This is a genomic window from Serratia sp. FS14 (assembly GCF_000695995.1).
Taxonomy (GTDB): domain Bacteria; phylum Pseudomonadota; class Gammaproteobacteria; order Enterobacterales; family Enterobacteriaceae; genus Serratia; species Serratia nematodiphila.
Window position 1 is genome coordinate 1,144,719 of sequence record NZ_CP005927.1, and the last position, 19,088, is coordinate 1,163,806.

A 19,088-nucleotide genomic window follows, 5' to 3' on the forward strand; every position below is an offset into this window, starting at 1 on the left:
CGAAGTTTTAAATCTAAAGAGTTTGAATCTAAAGCTATACTCTGTGTCGAATCACTGGCGTTGAAAGTAAACTGAACTCAGCCCGTGTTTTGGCAATCAAACGGTTTTGCAAAAATCATTTTTAAGGTACCTTCGATCTTCAACCGTCAATGCGTGCGCCCGATGTAAGCCATTTCTTACCGCGACGGCTCTGCGCCCGGTGATCGAACGTCCAGTAAACAGGCACGCATTTCGCTGCCATACCATTCACGATACAAGTTCGAGACATACCCCGAGTTTAAGAACCCACCACTATGAATCTTACCGAATTAAAGAATACGCCGGTTTCTGAGCTGATTACTCTCGGCGAAAATATGGGGCTGGAAAACCTTGCCCGTATGCGCAAGCAGGACATTATCTTCTCCATTCTGAAGCAACATGCGAAAAGCGGAGAAGATATCTTCGGCGACGGCGTGCTCGAGATATTGCAGGATGGATTCGGTTTCCTCCGCTCTGGAGACAGTTCCTACCTCGCCGGTCCCGACGACATCTACGTATCCCCTAGCCAAATCCGCCGCTTCAACCTCCGCACTGGTGACACCATTTCCGGTAAGATTCGTCCGCCAAAAGAAGGCGAGCGCTATTTTGCCCTGTTGAAAGTCAACGAAGTCAACTACGACAAGCCGGAAAACGCCCGCAGCAAGATCCTGTTCGAGAACTTGACGCCGCTGCACGCCAATTCCCGTCTGCGGATGGAGCGCGGCAACGGCTCGACCGAAGACCTGACGGCGCGCGTACTGGATCTGGCGGCGCCTATTGGCCGCGGCCAGCGTGGCCTGATCGTGGCACCGCCGAAAGCCGGTAAAACCATGCTGCTGCAGAATATTGCGCAGAGCATTGCCTACAACCACCCAGACTGCGTGCTGATGGTGCTGCTGATCGACGAACGTCCGGAAGAAGTGACCGAGATGCAGCGCCTGGTGAAAGGCGAAGTGATCGCCTCGACCTTCGACGAGCCGGCTTCGCGTCACGTGCAAGTGGCCGAAATGGTGATCGAGAAGGCCAAGCGCCTGGTTGAGCACAAGAAAGACGTGATCATTCTGCTCGACTCCATCACCCGTCTGGCGCGTGCCTACAACACCGTGGTACCGGCCTCTGGCAAGGTGCTGACCGGTGGTGTGGACGCCAACGCCCTGCATCGTCCGAAGCGTTTCTTCGGTGCGGCGCGTAACGTGGAAGAGGGCGGCAGCCTGACCATCATCGCGACCGCGCTGGTTGATACCGGTTCGAAGATGGACGAAGTGATCTACGAAGAATTTAAAGGTACCGGCAACATGGAATTGCATCTGGCGCGTAAAATCGCCGAGAAACGCGTATTCCCTGCGATCGATTACAACCGCTCCGGTACCCGTAAAGAAGAGCTGCTCACCACTTCCGAAGAGCTGCAGAAAATGTGGATCCTGCGCAAAATCATTCACCCGATGGGTGAGATTGACGCGATGGAGTTCCTCATTAATAAGTTGGCGATGACCAAAACCAACGATGAATTCTTCGATATGATGAAACGCTCATAATTCGTTAAAAAATTCGCTGAACGCCACGCCTAGTCGTGGCGTTTTTCGCTTTTGGCGGATACGATAAGTAGCAGTAATGGAAAAGTAAGTTGTTTCCTCGACTTATTGAGAATTCATCTTGTTTGTCGGTCGGCCCGGTGCCGGTCGGCTTTGCTGCTGTCGTTTTGTCAGCCGATGCGAAGAAAATAGGCATGAATCACCGTTGTCATAGGAAATGACCGAAAGGTGGCGGGGGTCGATGGCACAAGCTATTGCCCGTGGTAAGCTGCCTTATCTTCTACAGAGATCTGTTAACTGTGAACTTACTCACTATGAGTACTGAAATTCTATTTGTTTTCCTGTTTTCTTTGGCTTTTCTCTTTGTTGCCCGCAAGGCGGCAAAACGTATTGGTCTGGTAGATAAACCCAATTATCGCAAACGCCATCAGGGGTTGATTCCGCTGGTCGGCGGTATTTCCGTTTATGCCGGGTTGTGCTTCGCGTTTTGGATTTCCGAACAACCTATCGCGCACGCCAAGCTTTATCTCACCTGCGCCGGCATTCTGGTGTTTGTGGGCGCGCTCGACGATCGTTTCGACATCAGCGTTAAAATCCGCGCCCTGGTGCAGGCGCTGGTCGGCATCGCCATGATGGTGTTCGCCGGTCTGTATCTGCGCAGCTTCGGCCATGTGCTGGGTGACTGGGAGATGCTGCTGGGGCCGTTCGGTTATCTGGTGACGCTGTTCGCGGTATGGGCGGCGATCAACGCCTTCAACATGGTCGACGGCATCGATGGCCTGCTGGGTGGGCTGTCGTGCGTTTCCTTCGGGGCGCTGGGCCTGCTGCTGTACCTGAGCGGCCATCATGAGCTGGCGTTCTGGTGCTTTGCGATGATCGCCACCATCGTTCCCTATATTTTGCTCAACCTCGGCATCCTCGGCCGCCGTTATAAGGTGTTTATGGGGGACGCCGGCAGCACCCTGATCGGCTTTACCGCCATTTGGCTGCTGCTGCAAAGCTCGCAGGGTAAGGCACACTCGATCAACCCGGTGACCGCGCTGTGGATCATCGCTATTCCGCTGATGGACATGATAGCAATCATGTACCGTCGTTTACGCAAGGGGATGAGCCCCTTCTCTCCCGATCGTCAACATATTCACCACCTGATCATGCGCGCCGGCTTTACGCCGCGGCAGGCTTTCGTGTTGATCACCCTGGCGGCCGCATTGCTGGCGGCGGTGGGCGTGATCGGCGAACGCCTGACTTTTATCCCTGAGTGGGTTATGTTGGCATTATTTTTGCTTGCTTTCTTCCTGTACGGTTACTGCATCAAGCGCGCCTGGCGGGTTGCGCGGTACATTAAGCGTATCAAGCGCCGGCTGCGGCGTTCGAGCGATAACAAGCAAGTATCTTAACCAGAGGCTTTTTGGCTGTGATGAATCCAGAAACAACGTCTGACAAGCATACCCCGGCGGTGGATAACGAACTCGATATCCGCGGCCTGTGCTGCACCCTGTGGCGCGGCAAACCGTGGATTATCGGCATTGCGGTGCTGTTCGCGGCGGTCGCGCTGATCGTTTCTTACCTGGTTAAGCAAGAGTGGAGCGCGACCGCAATCACCGACAAACCCACGGTGAATGCGCTGGGTGGTTACTATTCCCAGCAGCAGTTCCTGCGCAATCTGGACGTGCGCACGCTGCCGGCGATGGCCGGCGATCAGCCGAGCATCGCGGATGAAGCGTACAATGAGTTCATCATGCAGCTGGCGGCTTACGACACGCGTCGCGATTTCTGGCTGCAGAGCGATTACTACAAACAGCGTCAGGAAGGGGATGCCCGCGCCGATGCGGCATTGCTCGACGAGTTGATCAATAACATCCTGTTCACGCCGCGCGACGACAAAAAAGTCCCGAACGACGGCGTGAAGCTGACGGCGGAAACCGCCGCAGACGCCAACCGCCTGCTGCGCCAATATGTGGCCTTCGCCAGCCACCGCGCTGCCCTGCATCTGAACGAAGAGATTCAGGGGGCGTGGGCCGCTCGCACTACTTCGATGAAGGCACAGGTCAAGCGCCAGGAAGCGGTGGCGGAGTCGGTTTATAAGCGCGAGCTGAACACCACGCAGCAGGCGTTGAAAATCGCCGAAAGCCAGGGGATCAGCCGCACGCAAACCGACACCCCGGCAGAACAGTTGCCGGATTCGGATCTGTTCCTGCTGGGCCGGCCAATGCTGCAGGCGCGTCTGGAAGGCCTGCAGGCCTCCGGCCCGACCTACGATCTGGATTACGATCAGAATCGCGCAATGTTGGCGACGCTGAACGTTGGCCCGACGTTGGATGAGAAGTTCCAGACCTATCGTTATTTGCGCACGCCGGAAGAGCCGGTAAAACGCGACAGCCCGCGCCGGGTATTCTGGCTGATTCTGTGGGGCGCGATGGGCGCTTTGGTTGGCGCGGGTGTTGCCTTGGCGCGTCGGCCGCGTAGTTAAAAAAATAATATAATAATCTGATGCAGGGCGCGTGAGCGCCCCATTCGCAGGCGGGGCCTGCGATTAACCGACCAAAAGAGATTCGCTGTGAAAGTGTTGACTGTTTTCGGCACCAGACCTGAAGCCATTAAAATGGCACCGCTGGTACATGCACTGGCCCAGGATGAGGCCTTTGAAGCAAGAGTCTGCGTAACGGCACAGCATCGTGAGATGTTGGATCAGGTATTGCGGTTGTTCGAGATCACGCCGGATTACGACCTGAACATCATGAAACCCGGCCAGGGGCTAACGGAAATCACCTGTCGCATCCTGGAAGGGCTGAAAGGGGTGCTGGAAGACTTCAAACCGGACGTGGTGCTGGTGCACGGCGATACCACCACCACGCTGGCGACCAGTCTGGCAGCGTTCTATCAACGCATCCCCGTCGGGCATGTCGAGGCCGGGCTGCGTACCGGCAATCTGTATTCTCCCTGGCCGGAAGAGGCCAACCGAAAACTAACCGGCCATCTGGCGATGTACCACTTCGCGCCGACCGAGAACTCGCGCCAAAACCTGCTGCGCGAGCTGCTGCCGGACAACCGTATTTTTGTGACCGGCAATACGGTGATCGACGCGCTGTTCTGGGTGCGCGATCGCGTGATGAGCGATGCTGCGCTGCGCGCCAGCCTGGCGCAGCGTTACCCGTTCCTCGATGCCGACAAAAAACTGATTCTGGTCACCGGCCATCGCCGGGAAAGTTTTGGCGGCGGTTTTGAGCGGATTTGCAGTGCGCTGGCGGAGATCGCCCGCAGCCACCCGGAAGTGCAGGTGGTGTACCCGGTGCATCTCAATCCGAATGTCAGCGAGCCGGTGAATCGCATTTTGAAAGGCATCGACAACGTCATGCTGATCGAGCCGCAGGATTATTTGCCGTTTGTCTATTTGATGACCCACGCTTACATGATCCTGACCGACTCCGGCGGCATTCAGGAAGAGGCGCCCTCGTTAGGCAAGCCGGTGCTGGTGATGCGCGACACCACCGAGCGCCCGGAAGCGGTAGATGCGGGCACGGTGCGCCTGGTCGGCACCGATGTGGCCAAAATTGTTGAAGCGGTGACCCGGCTGTTGACGGACGAAAGCGAATATCACGCGATGAGCCGGGCGCATAACCCATACGGCGACGGGCATGCCTGTCAGCGTATCCTCGAAGCTTTAAAGAATCATCAGGTGACACTATGAGTTTTGACACTATTTCGGTTATCGGCCTGGGTTATATCGGCTTGCCAACGGCGGCGGCGTTTGCTTCCCGCAAGAAAAAAGTGGTGGGCGTAGATGTTAACCAACATGCGGTAGATACCATTAACCGCGGCGCGATCCATATCGTCGAGCCGGATCTGGACAAAGTGGTCAAGGACGCCGTCGACGGCGGTTTCCTGCGGGCGGTGACCAAACCGCTGGCGGCCGATGCGTTCCTGATCGCGGTACCTACGCCGTTCAAGGGCGATCACGAGCCGGATCTGGCTTATGTCGAAGCAGCGGCGAAATCGCTGGCGCCGGTGCTGAAAAAAGGCGATCTGGTGATCCTGGAGTCCACCTCGCCGGTGGGCGCCACTGAACAAATGGCGGACTGGTTGGCGCAGGCGCGCAGCGATCTCAGCTTCCCGCAGCAAGCGGGCGAAGCGGCGGACGTGAATATCGCCTACTGTCCGGAGCGCGTGTTGCCGGGGCAGGTGATGGTAGAGCTGATTCAAAACGACCGAGTGATCGGCGGCATGACGCCGAAGTGCTCGGAACGAGCCAGCGCGCTGTACAAGATTTTCCTCGAGGGGGAATGCGTAGTCACCAACTCACGCACTGCCGAGATGTGCAAGCTGACGGAAAACAGCTTCCGCGACGTGAATATCGCCTTTGCCAACGAACTGTCGTTGATTTGCGCCGAACAGGGGATCAACGTCTGGGAACTGATCCGTCTGGCGAACCGCCATCCGCGGGTGAATATTCTGCAGCCGGGGCCGGGCGTAGGCGGTCACTGCATCGCCGTCGATCCGTGGTTTATCGTGGCGCAAAACCCGCAGCAGGCGCGTTTGATTCACACCGCACGCCTGGTGAACGACGGCAAACCGCTGTGGGTGGTCGACCGGGTGAAAGCGGCGGTGGCCGATTGCCTGGCCGCCACCGACAAGCGCGCGTCCGAGGTGAAAATCGCCTGCTTCGGCCTGGCCTTCAAACCGAATATCGACGATTTACGTGAAAGTCCGGCGGTGGAAGTGGCGCACCTGATCGCCGAATGGCACGTCGGCGAAACGCTGGCGGTGGAACCGAACGTCGAACAGTTGCCGAAGTCGCTGGCGGGCCATGTGACGTTGACGCCAATAGCTGAGGCGTTGCAGCAGGCCGATGTGATTGTGATGTTGGTCGATCACCAACAGTTCAAGGCCATCCGGCCGGAAGAGATCAAGCAAAGCTGGGTGGTGGATACCAAGGGAGTCTGGCGTTGAAGCGTATCTTAGTCACCGGCGGTGCCGGTTTCATTGGCTCCGCAGTGGTGCGGCACATCATCGAAGCCACCGGCGACAGCGTGGTGGTAGTGGATAAGCTGACCTATGCCGGTAACCTCGAGTCGCTGGCGGTGGTGGCCGACAACGAGCGCTATGCTTTCGAGCAGGTCGACATCTGCGATCGTGCCGAGCTGGACCGGGTATTTGCCCGCTATCAGCCGGACGTGGTGATGCACCTGGCGGCGGAAAGCCACGTCGATCGTTCTATCGACGGCCCGGCGGCGTTTATCGAGACCAACGTGGTTGGCACTTACACGATGCTGGAAGCGGCGCGCCATTACTGGCAGCCGTTGGCGGCGGAGAAGAAGCAGTCTTTCCGCTTCCATCATATCTCCACCGACGAAGTGTACGGCGACCTGCACGGCACCGACGATCTGTTCACCGAAACCACGCCGTATGCGCCGAGCAGTCCGTATTCCGCCTCCAAGGCATCGAGCGATCATCTGGTGCGTGCCTGGTTGCGCACCTACGGTTTGCCGACCCTCGTGACCAACTGTTCGAACAACTACGGCCCTTATCACTTCCCAGAGAAGTTGATTCCGTTGGTGATCCTGAATGCGGTAGCCGGCAAACCGCTGCCGGTATACGGCAACGGCGCGCAGGTGCGTGACTGGTTGTATGTTGAAGATCACGCGCGCGCGCTCTATCAGGTCGTGACCGAAGGCGTGGTAGGCGAAACTTACAATATTGGTGGCCATAACGAGCGCAAGAATATCGAAGTGGTGCAGACCATTTGCGATCTGCTGGAAGAATTGGCGCCAAATAAACCGCAGGGCGTGACGAACTACCGCGATCTGATCACTTACGTGAAGGATCGCCCAGGCCACGATATGCGTTACGCCATCGACGCCGGCAAAATCGATCGCGAGTTGGGCTGGCGGCCGCAGGAAACGTTTGAAAGCGGCATTCGCAAGACGGTCGCCTGGTATTTGGCTAACGAAACCTGGTGGCGCCGGGTGCAAGACGGTTCTTATGCCGGTGAGCGTTTGGGGTTGTCAGATTAATTTAACGCCGCGTCGCTTTGCGGCGGTGCGGCGGGTTTTGGAGTAAGTATGAAAGGTATTGTGCTGGCTGGCGGTTCCGGTACGCGTCTGCATCCGATCACGCGCGGCGTGTCCAAGCAACTGCTGCCGATTTATGACAAGCCGATGATCTATTACCCGCTGTCGGTACTGATGTTGGCAGGGATCAAAGACATTCTGATTATCTCCACGCCGGAAGATCTGCCTTCTTTCAAGCGTTTGTTGGGCAGCGGCGAAGCGTTTGGCATCAATCTCAGCTATGCCGAGCAGCCTAGCCCCGATGGCCTGGCTCAGGCATTTCTGATTGGCGAAGAATTCTTGGCCGGCGAGCCGAGCTGCCTGGTGTTGGGCGATAATATTTACTTTGGTCAGGGGTTCAGTCCCAAGCTGAGAAGCGTTGCGGCGCGCACCGCCGGTGCCACTGTATTTGGCTATCAGGTGATGGATCCCGAGCGTTTCGGCGTGGTGGAGTTTGACGACCACTTCCGCGCGCTGTCGATCGAAGAAAAGCCGGTTAAACCGAAGTCCAATTGGGCGGTGACCGGATTATATTTTTATGATGCTCAGGTGGTGGAGTTCGCCAAGCAGATCAAGCCGTCAGCTCGGGGAGAATTGGAGATCACCAGCATCAACCAGATGTATCTGGAGCGTGGCGAGCTGACCGTCGAGCTGCTGGGGCGCGGTTTTGCCTGGCTGGACACCGGGACTCACGACAGCCTGCTGGAAGCCAGTAGCTTCGTGCAGACGGTAGAGAAACGTCAGGGCTTTAAAATCGCCTGTCTTGAAGAGATCGCCTGGCGCAATGGCTGGCTGGATGATGAGGGCGTGAAACGCGCGGCTCAGACGCTGGCCAAAACAGGTTACGGCAAATACTTACTGGATTTATTGCATGCACGTCCACGCCAGTATTGAACCGCTGAATTGGGAGAGCGACTTCTTCCAATTGAAGAGCGCCAAGTTGCATTTCGACGACTCTGCGGCCCCCGTGAGCAACGCTGATTTGGATGCTTATGCGTTGGTGCAGGCTAAAATCCCCGCTTACCGATTGGAGTGGGCCGATGCACTGTCGGCGCTGGGCTTCCGGCTGGTCGAAGGCGAAGTGGATCTGGCCGTGAACATTGCAACTGGACGCGAGACGGTCGATACCGCTGCGGCCGGGGTGCGCATGGCCGTGCCCGAGGACATCCCGTCGTTGCGGGCTGCCGCCGGTGACGTGTTCGCCGCCAGCCGATTTCGCGCACCGTGGTACGAGCGCACCGATAGCGGGCGATTCTATGCGGCCTGGATCGAAAAAGCGGTGCTGGGCACCTTCGATCATCAATGCTTGCTGGTATTGGGTAACCAGGGGCAACCTGAAGGCTTTGTCAGCCTGCGCGACATTGGCGGCCAGGAAATGCGTATCGGCTTGCTGGCGGCCTACCCCGGCGCATCAGGCCGGGGCATTGGTTCCAGACTGATGGCGGCGGCGCTGGCCGAATGTCGGCGGCAGGGGATGCAACGCCTGCGGGTTGCGACCCAGGTAGGCAATATCGCCGCATTACGACTCTATCAACGACAGGGTGCCGTGATTGAAAGCACCGCGTACTGGTTATACAGAGGTAGACATGATTCCATTTAACGCTCCACCGGTTGTTGGCACTGAACTGGAATATATGCAGGCTGCGATGAGCAGCGGCAAGTTGTGCGGCGACGGCGGTTTTACCCGTCGCTGCCAGCAGTGGATGGAACAGCGTTTCGGCAGCGCGAAAGTGCTGTTGACGCCTTCCTGCACCGCGTCGTTGGAAATGGCCGCCATCCTGCTGGATATCCAGCCGGGTGACGAAGTGATCATGCCGAGCTTTACCTTCGTTTCCACCGCCAACGCCTTTGTGCTGCGCGGTGCCAAAGTGGTGTTCGTCGACCTGCGTCCGGACACCATGAACATCGACGAAACCAAAATCGAAGCGGCGATCACCGATAAAACCCGCGCGATTGTACCGGTGCACTATGCCGGCGTTGCCTGTGAGATGGATACCATCATGGCGCTGGCGAAGAAATATAACCTCTTCGTGGTGGAAGACGCCGCGCAGGGCGTGATGTCGACCTACAAAGGCAAGGCATTGGGCACCATCGGCCATATCGGCTGCTTCAGCTTCCATGAAACCAAAAACTACACCGCCGGCGGCGAAGGCGGCGCGACGCTGGTGAACGATCCTGCCCTGATCGATCGGGCTGAAGTCATCCGCGAGAAGGGCACCAACCGCAGTCAGTTCTTCCGTGGCCAGGTCGACAAATATACCTGGCGCGACATCGGTTCCAGCTATCTGATGTCTGACCTGCAGGCCGCCTACCTGTGGGGCCAGCTGGAAGTGGCGGAACGCATCAACCAGCGCCGTTTGGCTCTGTGGCAGAATTACTACGACAGCTTCCTGCCGTTGGCGCAGGCCGGCCGTATCGAGTTGCCGACTGTGCCGGCGGACTGCGAGCACAATGCGCACATGTTCTATATCAAGCTGCGTGATATCGACGATCGCACCGCCTTTATCGACTACCTGAAGGAAGCTGAGATCATGACGGTGTTTCACTATATCCCGCTGCATGCGTGCCCGGCCGGCGAACAGTTTGGCCGCTTTGCCGGTGAAGATCGCTATACCAGCCAGGAAAGCGCGCGCCTGGTGCGTTTGCCGCTGTTCTACAATATGTCCGATGCTAATCAACGTACGGTAATCAATACCATCCTGAGCTTCTTCGCCTGATATGTCGTTGGCAAAAGCGTCGATATGGACCGCCGGCTCCACGCTGATCAAGATTGGCGTGGGGCTGTTGGTGGTGAAACTGCTGGCGGTGGCGTTTGGCCCCAGCGGCGTGGGGCAGGCGGGTAACTTTCGCCAGTTGATCACCGTGCTGGGCGTGCTGTCCGGCGCGGGCATTTTTAACGGCATCACCAAATACGTGGCGGAGTACCACCAGGACTCGCAGCGTCTGCGTCTGGCGGTCGGCACCGCGTCGAGCATCGTGCTGGGCTTTTCGACCTTGCTGGCGCTGGTGTTTTTGTTCGCCGCCGAGCCGATCAGCATCGGGCTGTTCGGGCATGCCGATTACGTCGGCGTGGTGCGCGCCGTCGCCTTCATTCAGATGGGCATCGCCTACGCCAACCTGTTCATGGCGGTGCTGAAAGGTTATCGCGACGCGATGGGCAACGCGCTGGCGGTGATCGGCGGCAGCCTGATCGGCGTGATGGCTTATTATCTGTGCTTCAAGCTGGGCGGCTATGAAGGCGCGCTGGCAGGGCTGGCGTTGGTGCCGGCGTTGGTGGTGCTGCCGGCCGGGCTGATGCTGTGGCGGCGCAAAACGTTGCCGCTGCGCTACCTGGCGCCGCGCTGGGACAAAGGGGTGGCCGGCAACCTCGGCAAATTCACCCTCATGGCGTTGATCACCTCGGTGACGCTGCCGGTGGCTTACGTGATGATGCGTAACCTGTTGGCCGCGCATTACGGTTGGGATGAGGTGGGGATTTGGCAGGGCGTCAGCAGCATTTCCGATGCCTATCTGCAGTTTATCACCGCCTCGTTTACCGTCTATCTGCTGCCGACGCTGTCGCGGTTGACGGACAAGGGCGCCATCTCGCGGGAGATCGTGCGCTCGCTGAAATTCGTGCTGCCGGCGGTAGCGGCGGCGAGCTTTACGGTGTGGTTGCTGCGTGATTTCGCCATCTGGCTGTTGTTCTCGGACAAGTTCGTCGCCATGCGCGATCTGTTTGCCTGGCAACTGGTGGGCGACGTGCTGAAAGTCGGGGCCTATGTGTTCGGCTATTTGGTGATCGCCAAAGCGTCGCTGCGCTTTTATATCCTAACGGAAGTCAGCCAGTTTCTGCTGCTGACGCTGTTCTCGCACTGGCTGATCCCGCTGCGCGGCGCGCTGGGGGCGGCTCAGGCCTATATGGCAACCTACATCGTGTATTTCGCGCTCTGTAGCTGCGTGTTTCTTATTTATCGTAGACGAGTATGACCATACTGATTCACGTTCTGGGATCCGATATCCCGCATCATAACCAGACGGTGCTGCGCTTCTTCAACGACGTGTTGGCGCCGCGTCTGCCGGCTGAGCAGACGCGGCATTTTATGGTGGCGGCCAAGGATGTGGCGGCACTGGGAGATTTCCCCGCCCTGAACATTGAGCCCTACGCGGACAAGAAAAGCCTGGCGGCGGCGGTCATCGCGCGCGCCCAAGCCGATCGCGATACGCGTTTCTTCCTGCACGGCCAGTTCAACCCGGGGCTGTGGCTGGCGCTGCTGAGCGGCAAGATCAAGGCGCGTCAGGTCAGTTGGCATATTTGGGGCGCCGATCTGTATGAGGACGCCACCAGCTGGAAATTCCGGTTGTTCTATCTGCTGCGCCGCATTGCGCAGGGGCGGGTAGGGAATGTGTTTGCCACTCGCGGCGACGTGATTCACTACCAGCAGCGCCATGCGCGGGTGCCGGCCTCGCTGCTGTATTTCCCTACCCGCATGGATCCGGCGCTGACCGACGTTCACGTCGAGAAAAACCTGGCCGGGCCGATGACGATTCTGGTGGGCAACTCCGGCGATCGCAGCAATCGGCATATCGAAGCGCTGCAGGCGATTCATCAGCAGTTCGGCGCCGACATGCGCGTGATCCTGCCGATGGGTTATCCGGCCAACAACGATGCTTACATCGAGCAGGTGCGCGCCGCCGGGTTGCCGCTGTTCGGCGAGAAAAACCTGCAGCTGCTCACGCAGCAGGTGGCATTCGAGGACTACCTCAATATTCTGCGCGCCTGCGATCTGGGCTATTTCATTTTCAATCGCCAGCAGGGGATTGGCACCCTGTGCCTGCTGATTCAGTTCGGCGTGCCTTTTGTGCTCAGCCGGCAAAACCCGTTCTGGCAGGATTTGGCGGAACAGCACCTGCCGGTGCTGTTCTACGGCGATTCGCTGGACGAGGCGGTGGTGCGCGAAGCGCAGCGTCAGCTGGCGGCGGTGGATAAACAGGCGATCGCCTTCTTCAATCCGAACTATGTTGACGGCTGGCAGCAGGCCCTGGCGCTGGCGGCGGGAGAGCACTCATGACGTTGGCGCAATTCGGCGGCCTGTTTGTCGTCTATCTGGTCAGCCTGACGTTTATCCTGACGCTGACCTACCAGGAGTTTCGGCGCGTGCGCTTTAACTTCAACGTCTTCTTCTCGCTGCTGTATTTGCTGACGTTCTATTTCGGCTTCCCGTTAACCTGCCTGCTGGTGTTTCAGTTTGACGTCGAGGTGGTGCCGGTGGAGTTTCTGCTGTATGCCCTGCTGTCGGCGACGGCGTTTTACGCCATCTATTACGTCACTTACAAGACCCGGCTGCGCAAGCGCCGCACTCAGCCGCGCGCGGCGCTGTTTACCATGAACCGGGTAGAGACTCATATGACCTGGGTGCTGCTGGCGCTGGTGGCGATCGGTACCGTTGGGATCTTCTTCATGCAGAACGGCTTCCTGCTGTTCAAGCTCAATTCCTACAGTCAGATTTTCTCCAGCGACGTGTCCGGCGTGGCGCTCAAGCGGTTCTTCTACTTCTTCATTCCGGCGATGCTGGTGGTCTATTTCCTGCGGCAGGATCTGCGCGCCTGGTTTTTGTTCCTGGTGGCGACGGTGGCGTTCGGTATTCTGACCTACGTGATCGTCGGCGGCACCCGTGCCAACATCATTATCGCTTTCGCGCTGTTCCTGTTTATCGGCATCGTGCGCGGCTGGATCACGCTGTGGATGCTGGCGGCGGCGGGCATATTCGGCGTGGTCGGCATGTTCTGGCTGGCGTTGAAGCGCTATAGCCTGGACGTCAGCGGCGCGGAAGCGTTTTATACCTTCCTCTATCTGACCCGAGACACCTTCTCGCCGTGGGAAAACCTGGCGCTGCTGCTGCAAAATTACGACAAGATCGATTTCCAGGGCCTGGCGCCGATCTTGCGTGATTTCTACGTCTTTATCCCAACCTGGCTATGGCCGGGCCGGCCGGACGTGGTGCTGAACTCGGCCAACTATTTCACCTGGGAAGTGCTGAACAACCACTCCGGGCTGGCGATATCCCCGACGCTGATCGGTTCGCTGGTGGTGATGGGCGGCGCGCTGTTCATCCCGCTCGGCGCGATTCTGGTGGGCATGATCATCAAGTGGTTCGACTGGCTGTATGAGCTGGGCAAAACAGAGCCGAACCGCTATAAGGCGGCTATCCTGCAAGGATTCTGCTTCGGCGCGGTGTTCAACATGATTGTATTGGCGCGCGAAGGGGTGGACTCATTCGTTTCGCGCGTGGTGTTCTTCTGCATTATTTTCGGCGCCTGTCTGGTGCTGGCGAAGTTGCTGTATTGGCTGTTCGATACCGCCGGGCTGATCAAGGCCAGAGTGACGCGCGCCCGCGCGCTGGCCTCTTCCCCACGGGCGGACGGTCTTTTGTAAGGGTAATGACGACGATGGAAACAAAGATTTCGGTGCCGCAGTATGAGCTGCGCGGTTTCAGCCTGTGGGGCTTTCGCGATATGGCGCACTGTATGGATTTTCTGTTCGACGGCGGCCGGGTCAAACAGGGCACGCTGGTGGCGATGAATGCGGAAAAGATCCTGAAGGCGGAAGAGGACCCGGCGCTGCATGCGTTGCTGGATGAAGCGGAGTACAAGTACGCCGACGGCATCAGCATGGTGCGCTCGATTCGCCGCAAATACCCGGCGGCGGATGTGTCGCGCGTCGCGGGCGCCGATCTGTGGGAAGCGTTGATGCAGCGCGCCGGCCGCGAAGGCACGCCGGTCTTCTTGGTCGGCGGCAAGCCGGAAGTCTTGGCGGAAACCGAGCAGAAGCTGCGCAGCCAGTGGAATGTCAACCTGGTGGGCAGCCAGGACGGCTATTTCAAACCGGATCAGCGAGAGGCGTTGTTCGAGCGTATTCGCGCCAGCGGCGCCGCCATCGTGACGGTGGCGATGGGATCGCCGAAGCAGGAGATCCTGATGCGCGACTGCCGCAAGGTGCATCCGCAGGCGCTGTATATGGGCGTGGGCGGCACCTACGACGTGTTTACCGGCCATGTGAAGCGTGCGCCCAAGGTGTGGCAGAACCTTGGTCTGGAATGGCTCTACCGCCTGCTCAGCCAACCCAGCCGCATCGGCCGGCAGTTGAAGCTGTTGAAGTTTGTCGGCTACTACTACAGCGGCAAGATGTAACCTCTCATCCGGGGTGGAAAGTGCTGTTCCGCTCCGGACTGCTGTACCAATAATCTGCTTTTGCCTATTTCTCCCGCATATCTATAACCCCCAGCCCTAAACGTCGCCGCATTTATTCCATAAAGTTTTAAATTGCGGTTTGCTTATAGCGGCGAAATGCGAAACGATACCGCCCGGAAATTATCCCTGGCCGCTGAAGCCTGATGCGACAGCGCTGAACGATGTTCTTCTCACGGTAACTTCGCTCCGACTACCCGTTGATGCCAACCCGAACGGCAGGGGATGATTTATTCTTTTAATAATGACAATAACGACCGGCAGCGGCCGGCAGGCAAACACAACCCGAGAAAAATTATTGAGGATTTATGGCACACAAAGAGAAACCGCAAGGGCTACACCGAGGCCTTGAGGCCCGGCACATCGAGCTTATCGCTCTCGGGGGCACCATTGGTGTCGGCCTGTTTATGGGATCGGCCAGTACGCTGAAGTGGGCCGGGCCGTCGGTACTGCTGGCTTACATCATCGCCGGGCTGTTCGTGTTCTTCATTATGCGTTCGATGGGGGAGATGCTGTTCCTTGAGCCGGTCGCCGGGTCGTTCGCCGTTTACGCGCATAAATACATGAATCCCTACTTCGGTTATCTGACCGCCTGGGGCTACTGGTTTATGTGGATTGCCGTCGGCATTTCTGAGATCACCGCCATCGGGGTGTATGTGCAGTTCTGGTTCCCGGAAATACCGCAGTGGGTGCCGGCGCTGATCGCCGTGGCGATGGTGGCGCTGGCCAACCTGGCGGCGGTGCGCCTGTATGGGGAGCTGGAGTTCTGGTTCGCCATGATCAAGGTCACCACTATCATCGTGATGATTCTGGTGGGGCTGGGGGTGATCTTCTTCGGCTTCGGCAACGGCGGTGAACCTATCGGTTTCGCCAATTTGACGGCGCACGGCGGTTTCTTTGCCGGCGGCTGGAAAGGCTTCCTGTTTGCGCTGTGCATCGTGGTAGCGTCCTATCAGGGGGTTGAGCTGGTGGGCATCACCGCCGGGGAAGCCAAGAACCCGCAGGTGACGCTGAAACGCGCGATCAACAATATCCTGTGGCGCATCCTGATCTTCTATGTCGGCGCGATCTTCGTCATCGTCACCATTTTCCCCTGGAACGGCATCGGCACTACCGGCAGCCCGTTCGTGCTGACCTTCGCCAAGATCGGCATCGTTGCCGCCGCCGGCATCATCAACTTCGTGGTGTTGACCGCCGCGCTCTCCGGCTGCAACAGCGGCATGTACAGCGGCGGCCGTATGCTGTACGCCCTGGCCAAGAATCGCCAACTGCCGGCGGCGTTGACCAAGCTTTCCGCCAGCGGCGTGCCGGTGAATTGCATCGCCGTCACCATCGGCTGCCTGCTGGTGGGATCTGCGCTGAACTACATTATCCCGAATCCGGAGCAGGTGTTCGTCTATGTCTACAGCGCCAGCGTGCTGCCGGGCATGGTGCCGTGGTTCGTGGTGCTGATAAGCCAGCTCTATTTCCGCCGCGCCCATAAGGAAGCGATCAAAAACCACAGCTTTAAGTCGATCATGTTCCCGTATGTGAACTATCTGACCATCGCTTTTCTGGTTTGCGTGCTGGTCGGCATGGGAATCAACCCGGATACGCGGATTTCCCTGCTGGTCGGGGCGATTTTCTTAGCGGGCGTCAGCCTGTGCTACTTCGCTTTCGGCATGCATAAGAAACATCATCCGGCTGAAAATCGGGTAGAAACACGGCAATAAACGGTGAAAAGGGGCTACGGAGTGCGCTTTCCCGCGCAGGAGTGAGCAAAGCGTAATCAAACGCAACATTTCTGCGAAAAAGCACTAGACAGGATTGGCGTAAATCCGTAGTATCCCCTCCCGCAACGGCGCTACGCGCCCGTAGCTCAGCTGGATAGAGCGCTGCCCTCCGGAGGCAGAGGTCTCAGGTTCGAATCCTGTCGGGCGCGCCATTAAGTTTGTGCGCAGGAGCTGCGGTGGTAATATTACCGCGTGAGTAAGAAGAAGTAGTAATGGTGGCTATAGCTCAGTTGGTAGAGCCCTGGATTGTGATTCCAGTTGTCGTGGGTTCGAGTCCCATTAGCCACCCCACTTCCTGATGAAGTGAAGATTTAGCAGTATTTTGTGACAGTGCGAAGGTGGCGGAATTGGTAGACGCGCTAGCTTCAGGTGTTAGTGTTCTTACGGACGTGAGGGTTCAAGTCCCTCTCTTCGCACCACGCAAAATATCTGATAAATATAAGATTTATATGGACAACGGTCTGATAAATCGGGTAGTATGAGCAACACAAATCGGCGAGTAGCGCAGCTTGGTAGCGCAACTGGTTTGGGACCAGTGGGTCGGAGGTTCGAATCCTCTCTCGCCGACCACATTCGAAAAACCTGCTTTTTAAAGCAGGTTTTTTTTCGTCTGCAGTTTATGAGGATGAGTACCTCCGCAGGAGGAGCCTCGCGAAGCGAGACGAGAAGGCAGGCCCGCGCAGCAATGTGCGGGCTTTTTGCATCCATGAGGGCTGGCATCTTGTGCCTGCCTGTGAGCATGTTGGTTTTCAGCGACATGACCATCCAGCGCTGTCGTCAGGTTGAGACAAATAATTTATTGATTTTAAAAGATAAAACCGGATTTGGCTTAAGCCGTCGTTTTGAAGCGACATTCTTATAACGGCCGCTGGCATGGAATGCCAGGGAGAGGTATCAGGCAGGAAGGGTGGGGGGAAGTATAAATTATTTATATTTCAATGCATTGAATTAAATTTCCCATTGGAAATGGGCTCAATCTAAAAGTTGGCACGTCAAATGCAATACCTATAGCGTAGATGCTCATTCCACCTCTTATGTTCGCCTTAGGCTTCATAAACCCTGGGAATGACGCAGAGCCGATTTAGGGTGCCTATCGCCCACGAGAACGATGACTAACCCGTCATCACGCTCAGGGCAAAACGTTGAGTGAGGCACCGCCCCTGTTGTCCTAGACCTGATTGCTTCTTTATACACTTGCCATACGGCAAGTGTTTTTTTTTTGCGCCACAGAAAACCCTGGGCAAAAAAAAAGCGCGGCATCGGAGCCGCGCTTTTCTCACTTGGGCAGGGCGTTATTCGCCGCCGTTCTGTTTCAGCGTCAACATCAGTCCCTCACGTCGCATCTGCGCCGCTTCATCCGAACGATGCAGTTTTTCCAGCGTATCGGCCAACCAGGCGTAGTCGTAAGCATCCGGGCGCTGTTTCAACGCTTCGCGGAAGGCGTCGGCCGCTTGCTGCCACTCGCCGTGCTTCATCAGCAGTTGCCCCAGCGTGCTGTTCAGCAGCGGCGTCGCGCCGTGTTGCTTCATCTGCTGACGCAGCGCTTTTTCCAACTGCTCGGGGTTGCCGGACTTCAGCCGCGGCAGCAACAGCACCAGGCGCTCGTCATATTGGCGCTTCAGGCTATCGAGCACAATCTCCTGCGCCAGTTCGTGGTCGTTGCATTCGATCAGGTGCTCCACCATCGCGATTTGCAGCGGCACTTCGTGACGCGTCTTGCGGCTCTGATCTTTCCACCAGCGCTTCAGGCCTTCGCTGCCTTCGTCCGCCATCGCCTGATTCATCAGCCCGATGTAAGCCTGTTGCTGCAACGCCTGCAGCTGCTCTTCGCTGTGCAGCTCGATTTTACGCATCGACGGCAGCACTTCCAGCAGCGACGCATAGGCGCCGGTGCGCAGATAGGCTTGTTCCGCCAGGCGCAACACTTCCGGATGGCGCGGCGCCTGGTTCAGCAGGCGATCGACGCCGTGGCGCGCGGCATGGTTCTCGCCCTGCGCCAGCTGGATGCGAACCCGGGTGATATCCACCGGCAGCTGATCGGTATCGGCGGCTTCAGCGGCGCGCTCCAGATATTGGTTGGTACGGAAGTCATCGCCGCGTTGTTGTGCGGCCTCGGCGGCCAGCAGGTAGTTCACCACCGGCTGTTCGGCGTGGGCGGCGTTGCGCGTCATCAGCTTTTCAACCTGCTTGTAGTCGCCTTCCGCCAGTTTGATCAGCGCGGCTTTGGTTTGCTGGCGCGCGCGGGTGCGCTTGCGGCCGATAAACCAGCCGCGCGTGCGGGCGCCGGTACGGAAGATGCGGCGCAGGATCCACTCGATCGCCAGCAGCACCACGAACAGCAGCACCAGCATGATCACCAGGCCGGTGACACTGGTTTCAATATTGTAGTTATCGGTCTGGATCAGCACATAGCCCTGATGCCCGGCCAACATCGGCCCGAGCACCACGCTGGCGATCACCACCAGGAACAGAAATAGCACGCGTAACATGGC

Annotated in this window: 15 protein-coding genes and 4 tRNA genes; 18 read left to right on the plus strand and 1 reads right to left on the minus strand. The window is 57.9% G+C overall.

All coding sequences use genetic code 11. The annotated features are described in order from the left end of the window. Positions 1–293 precede the first annotated feature (293 nt). The 18 genes from rho (at position 294) to L085_RS05325 (ending at position 17,166) form a co-directional block, all read left to right on the plus strand. The gene (gene rho, locus L085_RS05240) at positions 294–1,553 is read left to right on the plus strand and encodes a transcription termination factor Rho (protein ID WP_004934188.1); all 1,260 of its coding nucleotides are present in this window, start codon (positions 294–296) and stop codon (positions 1,551–1,553) included. Positions 1,554–1,849: 296 nt separating this feature from the next. Further along, complete coding sequence (gene wecA / locus L085_RS05245; RefSeq protein WP_004934192.1) at positions 1,850–2,947, plus strand: UDP-N-acetylglucosamine--undecaprenyl-phosphate N-acetylglucosaminephosphotransferase; 1,098 nt, start codon at positions 1,850–1,852, stop codon at positions 2,945–2,947. Positions 2,948–2,967: 20 nt separating this feature from the next. After that, positions 2,968–4,020, plus strand: a complete 1,053-nt coding sequence (gene wzzE, locus L085_RS05250; RefSeq protein WP_021505188.1) for an ECA polysaccharide chain length modulation protein — start codon at positions 2,968–2,970, stop codon at positions 4,018–4,020. 87 nt (positions 4,021–4,107) lie between these two features. Continuing rightward, positions 4,108–5,238: a UDP-N-acetylglucosamine 2-epimerase (non-hydrolyzing) gene (gene wecB / locus L085_RS05255; protein WP_004934198.1), complete on the plus strand. Its 1,131-nt coding sequence runs from the start codon at positions 4,108–4,110 to the stop codon at positions 5,236–5,238. Further along, complete coding sequence (gene wecC / locus L085_RS05260) at positions 5,235–6,497, plus strand: UDP-N-acetyl-D-mannosamine dehydrogenase (RefSeq protein ID WP_015376252.1); 1,263 nt, start codon at positions 5,235–5,237, stop codon at positions 6,495–6,497. The genes wecB and wecC overlap by 4 nt, the downstream gene beginning before the upstream one ends. Next, entirely contained in the window at positions 6,494–7,561 is a 1,068-nt protein-coding gene (gene rffG, locus L085_RS05265) for a dTDP-glucose 4,6-dehydratase (protein ID WP_044030248.1), read from the plus strand. Before wecC ends, rffG begins: the two co-directional genes overlap by 4 nt. Positions 7,562–7,609: 48 nt before the next feature. Next, positions 7,610–8,491: a glucose-1-phosphate thymidylyltransferase RfbA gene (gene rfbA, locus L085_RS05270; RefSeq protein WP_015376254.1), complete on the plus strand. Its 882-nt coding sequence runs from the start codon at positions 7,610–7,612 to the stop codon at positions 8,489–8,491. Next, complete coding sequence (rffC, locus tag L085_RS05275; RefSeq protein ID WP_021505186.1) at positions 8,469–9,197, plus strand: dTDP-4-amino-4,6-dideoxy-D-galactose acyltransferase; 729 nt, start codon at positions 8,469–8,471, stop codon at positions 9,195–9,197. Before rfbA ends, rffC begins: the two co-directional genes overlap by 23 nt. Next, entirely contained in the window at positions 9,184–10,314 is a 1,131-nt protein-coding gene (rffA, locus tag L085_RS05280) for a dTDP-4-amino-4,6-dideoxygalactose transaminase (RefSeq protein WP_015376256.1), read from the plus strand. The genes rffC and rffA overlap by 14 nt, the downstream gene beginning before the upstream one ends. A 1-nt stretch (position 10,315) precedes the next feature. Further along, positions 10,316–11,566 (plus strand): lipid III flippase WzxE, encoded by a 1,251-nt coding sequence (gene wzxE, locus L085_RS05285; protein ID WP_015376257.1) that lies wholly within the window; start codon positions 10,316–10,318, stop codon positions 11,564–11,566. After that, complete coding sequence (locus L085_RS05290) at positions 11,563–12,648, plus strand: TDP-N-acetylfucosamine:lipid II N-acetylfucosaminyltransferase (protein ID WP_044030250.1); 1,086 nt, start codon at positions 11,563–11,565, stop codon at positions 12,646–12,648. The genes wzxE and L085_RS05290 overlap by 4 nt, the downstream gene beginning before the upstream one ends. Continuing rightward, complete coding sequence (gene wzyE / locus L085_RS05295; protein WP_015376259.1) at positions 12,645–14,012, plus strand: ECA oligosaccharide polymerase; 1,368 nt, start codon at positions 12,645–12,647, stop codon at positions 14,010–14,012. The genes L085_RS05290 and wzyE overlap by 4 nt, the downstream gene beginning before the upstream one ends. Positions 14,013–14,026: 14 nt before the next feature. Further along, complete coding sequence (gene wecG / locus L085_RS05300) at positions 14,027–14,767, plus strand: lipopolysaccharide N-acetylmannosaminouronosyltransferase (protein ID WP_004934224.1); 741 nt, start codon at positions 14,027–14,029, stop codon at positions 14,765–14,767. A 365-nt stretch (positions 14,768–15,132) separates the two neighbouring features. Then, positions 15,133–16,536 carry an amino acid permease gene (locus L085_RS05305; protein WP_004934226.1) on the plus strand — a complete coding sequence of 468 codons (1,404 nt, stop codon included), beginning with the start codon at positions 15,133–15,135 and terminating at the stop codon, positions 16,534–16,536. Positions 16,537–16,671: 135 nt separating this feature from the next. Further along, positions 16,672–16,748, plus strand: a tRNA-Arg gene (locus L085_RS05310). Between the two features lie 63 nt (positions 16,749–16,811). Further along, positions 16,812–16,887: transfer RNA gene (locus L085_RS05315), tRNA-His, on the plus strand. A gap of 41 nt (positions 16,888–16,928) precedes the next feature. Further along, positions 16,929–17,015 (plus strand) — tRNA-Leu (locus L085_RS05320). A gap of 74 nt (positions 17,016–17,089) precedes the next feature. After that, positions 17,090–17,166: transfer RNA gene (locus tag L085_RS05325), tRNA-Pro, on the plus strand. A 722-nt stretch (positions 17,167–17,888) separates the two neighbouring features. On the opposite strand, the gene hemY is transcribed toward L085_RS05325, so the two are convergent. After that, positions 17,889–19,085 (minus strand): protoheme IX biogenesis protein HemY, encoded by a 1,197-nt coding sequence (gene hemY / locus L085_RS05335; protein WP_033631483.1) that lies wholly within the window; start codon positions 19,083–19,085, stop codon positions 17,889–17,891. Positions 19,086–19,088: the final 3 nt, after the last annotated feature.